Genomic DNA, 4918 nt, shown 5'->3' with positions numbered 1-4918 from the left:
AGATATTGCTTATACTTGCCACGCCCATCCGACCCATTCGGAAGCGATCAAGGAAGCGGCGATGGCGGTGCAGGGCAAGCCGATCCATATGTAGGCTGTGCCCCGGCGGAGGGCACAGGCGACGAAAGCTTCCCCGAAGCTTTCTTAAGCAGAGCGGTCCATCTCCCGGGCTACTGTCAAAACGCCATGGCATTTGATTGCGGGACGCGACGTCTATAGACCACTAGATATTCTCATCGGAACGATTGGGAGATGGACCCCGGCCTGCGCCGGGGAACTTTAGGGGGCCCCATCATGAAACATTATAAACTCATGCGCTGGCATGTCTGGCTCGGCTGGTTGATCGGGGTGCCGATCATCATCTGGACCGCGAGCGGATTGCTGATGGTGATCCAGCCGATTGAAACCGTGCGTGGCAATCATTTGCGCAGCGAAGTCCCGGCGCTGGATGCGATGCAGCCCGTCGCACCCTTGCTCGAAGGGCGGCAGGCAAAGAGCCTGACCCTGCAACAGAATAGCGCCGGCCCTTATTGGGTGATCGCTTATGCCGATGGCGGCAAGCGGCGCGCGGATGCCCTGACCGGCGCTTTGTTGCCGCCGGTTTCAGGAGCCGAAGCCAATATGCTGGCGAGCGCGGCCCGATCCGACGCAGCGGCGATCCGGTCGGTCACATTATTTGCTGCGGACCAGGCTCCGATGGAACAGCGCAGTGGACGGCCATCCTGGCAGATCATCTTTGACGATGATGCGCGCTTCTATATTGATGCGGACAGCGGCGAGCTGATTGCGGTGCGGACCAAATTCTGGCGGGCCTTTGATTTCATGTGGGGTCTGCATATCATGGATCTGCAGACGCGCGAGGACACCAGCCACCCGATATTGATCGGCTCGGCAGCCATTGCCCTGCTCGGATCGATACTCGGCTTTGTCATGCTGTTCACAAGGCGTCGGCGCAAGCGGCGCATGCCGTCATGAATTCCGCCTTATTATATAGCGCGCTTGGCTGGCTCGACCTGTTCGGGATCGCGGTATTTGCCATTTCCGGGGCACTGGTCGCGGCGCGCAATCGGCAGACGCTGGTGACCTTTGCCTTTTTCGCGCTGGTTACCGGCGTCGGCGGTGGCACGGTGCGCGACCTGCTGATCGGAGCACCGGTTTTCTGGGTGCAGGACGCCCGGGTTCCGTTGCTCTGCCTTGGCATCGCGCTGCTGGTCTGGGTCACACCGGTCAAATTCTGGCGACCGGCGGCGGTTGACTGGTTCGACGCCATTGGCCTGGCAGCCTATTCCGTGTTCGGCGCCGCCAAGGCAATGCAACTGGGCATCGATCCGCTGCCGGCGGCGATCATGGGCGTTATCACGGCCAGCGTTGGCGGGGTGATCCGCGATCTGATTTCGGGCGAACCCTCGATCATCGTCCGTCCGGAACTTTATGTGACCGCAGGCGCGCTCTCTGCCTTTCTTTTTGTGCTGCTCGCACAATTCGGCATCCCCGGCTTCATCGCCGCGCTGATCGCCTTCGTCTCCGGTTTTGCGCTGCGCGCGCTGGCCATCGTCAAGGGCCTGTCCTTGCCCGCCTATCGTGGAACAGACGAGAAGGAATAGCCGAGCAGTTGTTCGATCCAGCTGGCGGATGCCTTGCTGTTCCGTTGGATGCCGCCTCCGCACTCGAGGCACAAGGCCTGAACATCTTCGCGCGCCAACAGGCCCTGAGCGGTTGCCAGAGCCTGGCCGAAAATTGCCTTTTGGCGCTGTGCGGCCCAGCCGACCACACCGGTAACCGGCGCGCTTTCCTGCCGGACAAAGGGAATGCCATCAAATGGCAGCCACGAGAATCTGGCTTGCGGATCGAGATATTGCGGGTGGTAATCGCCTTCTACCAGACCGGCGCGTTTGGCCGCCTCGGCGAGCGCGTCTTTCATGCCGCCGAAGCCGTCGATCAGACCCAGCTGCCGCGCGGTGCCGCCGTCCCAGACGCGGCCCTGTCCGATAGTATCGACCTGTGCCGGCGTCTTGCCGCGGGCTGCCGCTACCAGTTTGACGAAGTCGCCATAGCTGTTTTCGACCCCAGCCTGCAAAATGGCATTGAGATCTTCGCTGAAACCGCCGACGAAATTGGGCTCGCCCGACAAGGGCGTTGTCTGAACACCGTCGGCGGTGACTCCCCATTTGGCCAATGCCTTTTCAAAGCTCGGCAGCACCGCGAATACCCCGATCGACCCGGTGATCGTATCGGGCTCGGCGAAAATATGGTCGCCGGCAGTCGCGACCCAATAGCCGCCGCTGGCCGCGACATCGCCCATCGAAACGACGATCGGCAGCTTCTTTTTCTTCGCTTCGAGCAAGGCGAGGCGAATTTCTTCGCTGGCGAAGGCCGAGCCGCCGGGCGAATCGACGCGGACCACCAGCGCCTTGATCTCATTTTCATCCAGCGCCGTGTAAATCAGCTCGGCAATCCGTCCGCTGGCAGCCATGCCAGGGCCGGTTTTGCCGCCGACAATTTCGCCTGCGACGGTGATGACACCAATTGCGGAACCTTTTCTATCGAGCGGATGCGCTGCAACAAAGTCATCATAGTCGATGCTCTGGAAACTGTCCGGCGAGGGTTTTTCGTCGGTGCCGACCTGCTCCGCGACAAAGCGGTCAAAGGCAGTCTTGTCGCCCAGTTTGTCGACCAGCCCCTGCTTCATCGCAACCGAGGCATAATCGCCGCCAGCGGCGGTGATGAAAGCGGCCGGATCATCAGCAAAGGGCTTGGCCATCGCCTGTGGCCGGGACTTTTTAACTTCGGCAAGCCAGCTGTCCCACAGCACGCTGTAGAGCGCTGCGGACGCCTCGCGCGCAGCTGGTGACTGGTCGGCGCGCATATAGGGTTCAACCGCGCTCTTGTAGGTGCCGACTCGGTAAATATGGGCGGTCACGCCAAGCCGGTCGATCAGGCCCTTGTAAAAGAGCCGGTTGCCGCCGGGGCCGGCAAAAATAATCCCGCCCATTGGGTCCATCCAGATTTCTGTTGCATGGGCGGCGAGCTGATAGCTGTCATCGCTATAGAAACTGGCGAAAGCATAGATCGGCTTGCCGGCCTTCTTTGCCCGGTCAAGCGCCTCGCCGACATCGGTGAGACTGGTCTGGCCACCACCGGCAAAACTGCTGAGGTCAAGGACGATGGCCTTGACCCGATCGTCTTCCACCGTCGCATCAATGGCGTGCACGACATCCCGCAAGCGATATTCGCGCGGGCTGTCGCTATTGCCGGCCAGAAAATCCTCGAAGGTTGGTGCTGCGGGTTCTTCGACAATCACGCCGTTCAGATCGAGCAACAAGGCTCCGTCGCGGATCGCGCCGCTATTGGGCTGCGATGACAGCAGGGCATAGAGCGCGCCGAAAAACAGCAGCATGGCGATCAGCACCATGCCGTCCTTTATCGCAACCAGAAATTTCCAAGCTGCCCGCGCAAACTGCATATTCATATCCCTGTTTTGACCGGATTAACCCGTCCTATATGGGATCGGGCAGGGATATTACCAGCGGATAAGATGGGGGACGACCAGCCGGCCGAATACCGCACTAATGATGACGGGGATCGTGAACCACAGTCCGACATAATAGATATCGTTGAACGGACAGTGGATATTATAGGCCATCGCGCCGAGCGCGCCCGAGGCAAGACCGATCAGCCAGCCCGCGCGTTCCGGCGAGGTTGGCGCGCCTTGCCGCAGCCACAATGTCAGGCCGCTGCCAATGGCCAGCGCCGCCATCCCGCTGACGGTCAGGCATTTCAACCCTTCCATCGGGCGCAAAGCTTCCACCGGCGGCATGTTGATCGCGCTCATGATCGCGGCGGTCAGCGGAAACAGGGCAGCGGTGATCAGCGCCCAGACCCAGCCGCGGCTCAGCTTTCCGACGCCGGGCCGAGCCATATTGACCACGGTAATCGCGGTTGCACAACCGAGCATCAGCAGCACCCCGCTGCGCAGGAAAAACATCTCGTTGGCCATGCCGAGCATCAGGTCATTGCGCACGCCGAGCGTGGCCGCCACGGCGATGACAGCGATCAATGTGATGCCGCCGACAATCGCCAGCCCGCTTTTCGGCTTCAATGTCCGGACCGGTTCCAGATCCTCGACCAGATTTTCGATCAGATTATTTGCAACTCCACTCATGTCATTCACTCTCGATTAGGGCGCTCATTTTCTTGAGCCCTCGATGGATATTCACTTTGACCAGCGATTCAGACTGGCCGGTTTTGGCCGCTGCCTCGATAATGCTGAGGCCTTCGATCTTGACCAGGCTGATCACTTCCGCCTGTTTGGGCGGGATCATGCCGAGCAGCCGTTCGAGGCTGACCTTGGCGGTCACATCCCCATCCTGCGGATCGGCGACCATTTCTTCATAAAGCTGATCATGCTCGTGCCTGTAAATCTTCCGCAGACTGTCGATCCAGCGGTAGCGTCCGATGGCGGCGAGCCAGGGGAGAAACGCCCGGGCCGGATCATAGCTTGCGCGCTTGCGATGGAGCGAGATCAGGGTTTCCTGCACCAGATCATCAATTGCCGCCGGGTTGATCTTGCGGGCGTAATAGCGCCGCAGCCATTTTTCGCATTCGACCAGCAAGCTGGAATAGCAGAGCTTGTCGCCACCCTGCGCCTTGATCATCAGGCGCCGAAAAGTTTCTTCATTGGCGATCACCGCATCAGCCCAGCCTGTGATCGATCAGCCGGTCCAGCGAGAACATCCCGCCGCCGCGCACGATCAGGACCAGCGCCATTGCCACCCAGATGATATGGGTCTGCCACCAGATTATCATTTCCGGGAACACGAATGTCTGGATCACCAGCGTCATGCCGAGCACGCCAAGCGCACCGAGCCGCGTTGCCAGACCAAGCAACAGCAATAACGGCAGAAAATGCTCCGTATAG

Annotated in this window: 6 protein-coding genes; 2 read left to right on the top strand and 4 right to left on the bottom strand. The window is 60.2% G+C overall.

Annotation, left to right across the window (positions count from 1 at the left end):
• Positions 1 to 294 precede the first annotated feature (294 nt).
• The gene (locus tag V7665_RS13040; RefSeq protein WP_335664970.1) at positions 295 to 975 is read left to right on the top strand and encodes a PepSY domain-containing protein; all 681 of its coding nucleotides are present in this window, start codon (positions 295 to 297) and stop codon (positions 973 to 975) included.
• The gene (locus V7665_RS13035; RefSeq protein WP_335664969.1) at positions 972 to 1604 is read left to right on the top strand and encodes a trimeric intracellular cation channel family protein; all 633 of its coding nucleotides are present in this window, start codon (positions 972 to 974) and stop codon (positions 1602 to 1604) included. The genes V7665_RS13040 and V7665_RS13035 overlap by 4 nt, the downstream gene beginning before the upstream one ends.
• Here V7665_RS13035 and sppA read toward each other — a convergent pair.
• The 4 genes from sppA to V7665_RS13015 all read right to left on the bottom strand — a co-directional run.
• On the bottom strand, positions 1577 to 3469 hold the full coding sequence (sppA, locus tag V7665_RS13030; RefSeq protein WP_335664968.1) for a signal peptide peptidase SppA: 1893 nt from the start codon (positions 3467 to 3469) through the stop codon (positions 1577 to 1579). The genes V7665_RS13035 and sppA overlap by 28 nt on opposite strands.
• A gap of 51 nt (positions 3470 to 3520) precedes the next feature.
• Positions 3521 to 4162 carry a DUF1109 domain-containing protein gene (locus V7665_RS13025; protein WP_335664967.1) on the bottom strand — a complete coding sequence of 214 codons (642 nt, stop codon included), beginning with the start codon at positions 4160 to 4162 and terminating at the stop codon, positions 3521 to 3523.
• A gap of 1 nt (position 4163) precedes the next feature.
• Positions 4164 to 4688, bottom strand: coding sequence for a sigma-70 family RNA polymerase sigma factor (locus V7665_RS13020; RefSeq protein WP_335664966.1), 525 nt, complete (start codon positions 4686 to 4688; stop codon positions 4164 to 4166).
• A 4-nt stretch (positions 4689 to 4692) separates the two neighbouring features.
• A partial coding sequence (locus V7665_RS13015; RefSeq protein WP_335664965.1) for a TQO small subunit DoxD occupies positions 4693 to 4918 on the bottom strand: 226 nt, incomplete at its 5' end.

Source organism: Parasphingorhabdus sp., from assembly GCF_036964675.1.
Classification (GTDB): Bacteria; Pseudomonadota; Alphaproteobacteria; order Sphingomonadales; family Sphingomonadaceae; genus Parasphingorhabdus.
Note: the sequence above shows the minus strand (reverse complement) of the source record. Positions and strands in the feature narration are given on the sequence as shown.

Excerpts from the sequence above, each read along its gene's own strand:
- V7665_RS13035 (WP_335664969.1), top strand. The coding sequence starts at position 972 with ATGAATTCCGCCTTATTATATAGCGCGCTTGGCTGGCTCGACCTGTTC.
- V7665_RS13025 (WP_335664967.1), bottom strand. The coding sequence starts at position 4,162 with ATGAGTGGAGTTGCAAATAATCTGATCGAAAATCTGGTCGAGGATCTG.
- V7665_RS13040 (WP_335664970.1), top strand. The coding sequence starts at position 295 with ATGAAACATTATAAACTCATGCGCTGGCATGTCTGGCTCGGCTGGTTG.
- sppA (WP_335664968.1), bottom strand. The coding sequence starts at position 3,469 with ATGAATATGCAGTTTGCGCGGGCAGCTTGGAAATTTCTGGTTGCGATA.